The following is a 5294-nucleotide window of genomic DNA, read 5'->3' as shown; positions in this document are numbered from 1 at the left end:
CATTAATCCGATTTATCCTGGGCTTTACGAATCACAGCGTCATTAATATCGATAAACTGACATATGCAGCTAATCCACAAAGCCTTACGATGATAAACAAAAGTGAACGATATCATTTCATCGAAGGTGATATCTGTAATGGCACATTATTAACAGAAGTGTTTAATCGGTTCCAACCCGATGCCGTGATGCATTTAGCGGCGGAGACTCATGTTGATCGATCCATTTCAGGCCCAGCTGAATTCATTCAAACCAATATAGTAGGTACATATCAACTGCTAGAAGCCAGCAGGCAATTTTATAATGCTTTATCTAGCGATAAGGCTAGGCAATTTCGCTTTCACCATATTTCGACAGATGAAGTGTTCGGAGATTTACCCGATACCGGATTTTTCAATGAACAAAGTGCTTATTCCCCAAGTTCGCCATATTCAGCAAGTAAAGCATCAAGCGATCATTTAGTGAAAGCCTGGCATCGAACCTATGGTTTACCAACATTGATCAGTTATTGTTCGAATAACTACGGCCCATATCAACATCCTGAGAAACTTATCCCGCTCACCATTACCCGCGCCCTTGCTGGTGAGATAATTCCTATTTACGGCAATGGCCAACAAGTTCGAGACTGGCTTTATGTTGATGATCATGTCGAAGCGTTAATCACCATATTAACCTTAGGTAACGTGGGTGAAACTTATACTGTTGGCGGTAATAATGAGCAAACTAATATTCAGGTGGTAACATGGATTTGCCAACAACTAACCCAATTAGTGCCGGATCATCAGTTGGCAAGTAGCAATGGATTTTCCTCACTCATCCAACATATTACTGATAGACCGGGACACGATCGCCGCTATGCCATTGATGCGAGTAAATTGGCTACTACATTACATTGGACACCAAAACATAGCTTTTCGGATGGTTTAAGCCAAACAATTCAGTGGTATTTGGATCGCTATTAATGAAAATCTTAACGTTTGGTCAAACCGGTCAACTCGCGCGGGCTTTAAAACGTGCTCAGCCCAAAACAGCAGAACTAATCCAACTCAGCCATCAACAAGTTGATATTACTCAACCACAACTCATTGATGAAGCCTTAGCTTTTTATCGGCCCGATATCATCATCAACTGCGCGGCTTATACTGATGTAGAAAAAGCACAAATAAACCCAGTCGCAGCAATGCAAATCAATGCATTGGCCGTTGAGTATATGGCAAAAGCAGCCAGTAATTATGGAATAAAACTAATTCAATTGTCGACTGATTATGTATTCGATGGTCGCTCATCGACACCTTATTCTGTGACACAAAAACCATCAGCCATTAATGCTTATGGGCAGTCAAAATTACTCGCCGAAGAGACATTATTGAGCTATCAATCTGCTCTATTTTGTATTGTGCGAACGTCTTGGCTTTACCATCACAGCGGCAATAATTTTGTTACCACTATGCTAAAGTTAATGACGCAGTCACATAATCAACAAACGATAGGATCAAGCGCAGACAACCCGATCAAAGTTGTTAACGACCAAACGGGCAGCCCGACAATGGTTGACGATTTTGCACGTTTTCTGTGGAAACTGTGTTCACAAAAACAATGGTCAGCGATTTACCATTGGAGTAATGCAGGTAAGTGTACTTGGTATGAGTTTGCTCAAGAGATCAAAACACAAGGAATAGCGTTAGGCTTATTACCTCAGTCAATTTATTTACAGCCTGTAACATCAGAACAATATGCCTCGATCGTTAATAGACCCGCTTTCAGTGTATTAGACACCCGCTTATCTCATTCAATTGTCATACCCAACCCCTGGGAACAACAGTTAGCTCAATGTCTTAATGAGTTGGCGCTTAGTAAGGTTTGATTATTTAAAGTAAAAATTCAATTGTCATATCAGTGTCATGTTTACGTGCAATAATTTTTACCATCAAGGATGAAATATTTCGCTTTAGCTTGTCATTAACTTTAGGTAAAAAGAGGCTGTACCAACAGAGGTACAGTTATCTGGAATGTTGAAAATGTCACACTCATTTGAATTTGATGAAGATGATGCGCCATGGGGCGATAACATCAAGGGAAAACCAAAATCGAAAAAAGTAAAACAACGTCGCCGAGATACTAAGCGCCGTTACTTTGACGATAATGCAGAAATGGAGTTCGCGCCTGCTAAGTGGAAATAATTTAACAGGATTTTCTCATCAAGTTTAAAAAGCAAGTTGCCTGCAACTTGCTTTTTTGTTGAAATAAAAATGGCCTTGAGGAACTCAAGACCATTTAAATAAAGCTTTGGACGATGCTAAATCAGTCGTTTCCGATGTAACAAGTATTGCCACTTTACAGATAAAATATGGTGGCTAATCCCAAGAACGTAAAAAAGCCTACGACATCGGTTACAGTGGTTAGAATAACCGAACCCGATAACGCCGCGTCTTGATTAAAACGCTGTAAGATCATTGGCACCATCACACCAGCAATAGCTGCAACAGCCATGTTAACTAAAATTGCACAGGCAATAACGACACCCATTATGGTATCGTTAAACCACCATCCAGCAATAATACCGATGACAATCGACCACAACATGCCGTTTAGCGCACCGATACCGAGTTCGTTTTCATCAACGACATCACGTTACCAGCTGAAATCTGACCCATTGCCATGCCGCGGATCATTAACGTTAGCGACTGGCTACCTGCAATGCCACCCATTGAAGCCACAATTGGCATCAATACCGCTAACGCAACCACTTGCGACAATACATTTTCGAATAATCCGATGGTAGCAGATGCTAAAAATGCTGTAAGTAAGTTAATCCCTAGCCACACTGCACGACGTTTTGCACCCACTACAATTGGGGCGAATAAATCGTCGTGTTCATCCATACCAGCAGTTGCCATTAATTGTGCTTCGTAATGTTCGCGCACTAATGCTGTAGCGGTTCGCAATGTCATTCGGCCAATTAATATACCATCTTCATCGACAACCGGTAATTCAAGTTCGCGACTATGCTCAATGGCTTCGGCAGCTTCGATTAAAGATGAATCCGCAGAGATAACTCGGCTGTCATCCCACTTTAACACTTGTAATTGAGTGTCAAGATCCGCAGTTCTGAAAACGTCATAACGACGCACTGTACCTAAATATTTATCGTTTTTATCTACTAAAAAAAGATGGTCATTACAATCTAAATCAATTCGACGAAAAAATCGTTGTCCTTGCGCGACGGTAGAAGTAAGACTTAATGCCAACATCTGGTGATCAGCATAACGACCGATTTCATTTTCAGAATATTGATCATACAGTTCGAAGTGCTTACGTTGACGTTCACCCATCTGCGCTAATGCGCGGTCGGTAATATTGTCAGGTAACGAATCACTCCATTCAATAAGGTCTTCAGGACTTAATTGAGAAAAGAGTAAGTCTAGTTCCTCATCTGGCATTTTCTTAACAATGCCTAAACGAGGATCGGCGCGCATTAAGTTTAGAACGTCTACACGCTCTTCAACATCGACTTGCTGCCAACGTTCATAACGTTCATCAAGTGGTAACGATTCTAATAATAAAGCAATTGTGCCTGGCTCTGCTTCAGTCAAGATTTCACTGAACATTTCGGCCTGTTCGTCGCCTTCTGCTTCAGTTAACAAATGTACCACTTGACTGACATCAGCCTGTGGTTGTGAACTGGTGTCGATTTCATCTTCAGAACTAACTTCGTTCTTTAATTCACTCATAAGCCAGTCCTTAATTCTTGATAGTAAAATATGCGCATCTATATTGAAATTAGTATTGATAAGCAAACAGATATATTAAATTGCTAACAACTTAATTGCCAGCTAAGCATTTTACCATTATAGTTTACCTTTCATCTAAAGGAGCATCACATGACCGCAGCAATTTACCCTATTACCGTAAAAGACATTCAAGGCAATGATGTTGTTATGGAGAGTTTTAAAGATAATGTTCTGCTTATTGTTAATACAGCAAGTGAATGCGGCTTCACCCCACAATACAAAGCACTTGAAGCATTATATCAACAGTATAAAGATCGCGGTTTAGTTGTTTTAGGCTTTCCTTGTAATCAATTCGGCAAACAAGAGCAAGGCAATGAAGATGAGATCAGTCAATTCTGCGAACTAAACTTTGGCGTTACATTCCCATTATTTAGTAAAGTTGAAGTCAATGGCAGTAACAGCCATCCGTTATACCAACATCTAAAAAAATCTGCCAAAGGCCTTTTAGGAAGTGAATCGATAAAATGGAACTTCACTAAGTTTTTAGTCGATAAACAAGGTAACGTGATTGAACGCTATGCACCAACAACAAAGCCTGAAGACCTTAACGCTATCATCGAAAAACTGCTTGGATAACCATAACCTCTATAGTTGAATCGTATACCGATAATCAGTGTTTTTGGGTATTGAGTGATTAATATCATGTTAATCACCTTTTTTGCCTACTCTTTACTGATTACTGATTATAGGTGGCAGATAATTGACCACTTCCAGTCTACAACCATTCCATGTAGCAGCGATATGCTCGAATAGGCGTACTTAGATTATCGAAAAATGCAGAAAAATAGATCGCTTAAGTCGCTGATAAATAATTGGTATAAAATTAATATCATTATTTTGATAAAAATATTCATTTATATTGAACTTTTCTAGCATTAGATACTCAAATTTAATAACAGTGATATTCACTTTTGTTCATCATCTCCCTGGGACTTCTAGCGCGGTCCCCTTGATCGCTAAGTCGATCGATAGGCAATCATTTGATTGCCTTTTTTTATGTCTGTTGATTGCACTACTCAACTAGAATGGATTAAATGAACCGGTGTAGTAATACCCTAGCTATGTGTTTTCTTAGATATCGTCAATCCAAGATGACGGCCAGGTATCACACAGTATTTTGTCCTGCAAACTGAACCGCATTTACTTACACCCAACACGATCTCAAAGTGTCAAAGTGCCCTGCTAGCAAAAAAGTCAAGTAGGCAGGTTTGACATGACAGACATTAAATAAAACTATTTTCATCGAGTTAAACCACGTCAGCCCAATGATTAATTAGAGTTGAGACTAACTAAGACTGCTGACATTCATCGCTACGCCTAACTAGTAGTGCCGGTTAACTCACAATTGATACGCGAATGAGTTTAGCTAAGTCGGTTTCTACATTGAGGGGCGGTAAATAATATAGTGAAACCTATGCTTAGCGTCTCAAGACAACAGGAGGGTTGCCTCGATTAACTTCACTCACATCGCACCATATCCGGCCACCAATGATGAATAAAAAC

4 protein-coding genes and 1 pseudogene are annotated in these 5294 nt (G+C 39.9%); 4 read left to right on the top strand and 1 reads right to left on the bottom strand.

The window, feature by feature from the left end:
• From rfbB to H5202_RS17610, 3 genes are all read left to right on the top strand, one after another.
• Positions 1–962 (top strand): dTDP-glucose 4,6-dehydratase (gene rfbB / locus H5202_RS17620; protein ID WP_182773226.1); only part of this gene is annotated, 962 nt, incomplete at its 5' end.
• On the top strand, positions 962–1864 hold the full coding sequence (rfbD, locus tag H5202_RS17615; protein ID WP_182773225.1) for a dTDP-4-dehydrorhamnose reductase: 903 nt from the start codon (positions 962–964) through the stop codon (positions 1862–1864). The genes rfbB and rfbD, both read left to right, overlap by 1 nt.
• 154 nt (positions 1865–2018) lie before the next feature.
• On the top strand, positions 2019–2180 hold the full coding sequence (locus H5202_RS17610; protein ID WP_041413129.1) for a hypothetical protein: 162 nt from the start codon (positions 2019–2021) through the stop codon (positions 2178–2180).
• A 154-nt stretch (positions 2181–2334) separates the two neighbouring features.
• On the opposite strand, the pseudogene H5202_RS17605 reads toward H5202_RS17610, so the two are convergent.
• Positions 2335–3731, bottom strand: a pseudogene (locus tag H5202_RS17605) (magnesium transporter).
• Between the two features lie 150 nt (positions 3732–3881).
• Here H5202_RS17605 and H5202_RS17600 point away from each other — a divergent pair.
• Positions 3882–4367, top strand: a complete 486-nt coding sequence (locus H5202_RS17600; RefSeq protein ID WP_182773224.1) for a glutathione peroxidase — start codon at positions 3882–3884, stop codon at positions 4365–4367.
• The last annotated feature ends 927 nt before the right edge of the window (positions 4368–5294 follow it).

Source organism: Shewanella sp. SG41-4 (assembly GCF_014164505.1).
Classification (GTDB): Bacteria; Pseudomonadota; Gammaproteobacteria; order Enterobacterales; family Shewanellaceae; genus Shewanella.
Note: the sequence above shows the minus strand (reverse complement) of the source record. Positions and strands in the feature narration are given on the sequence as shown.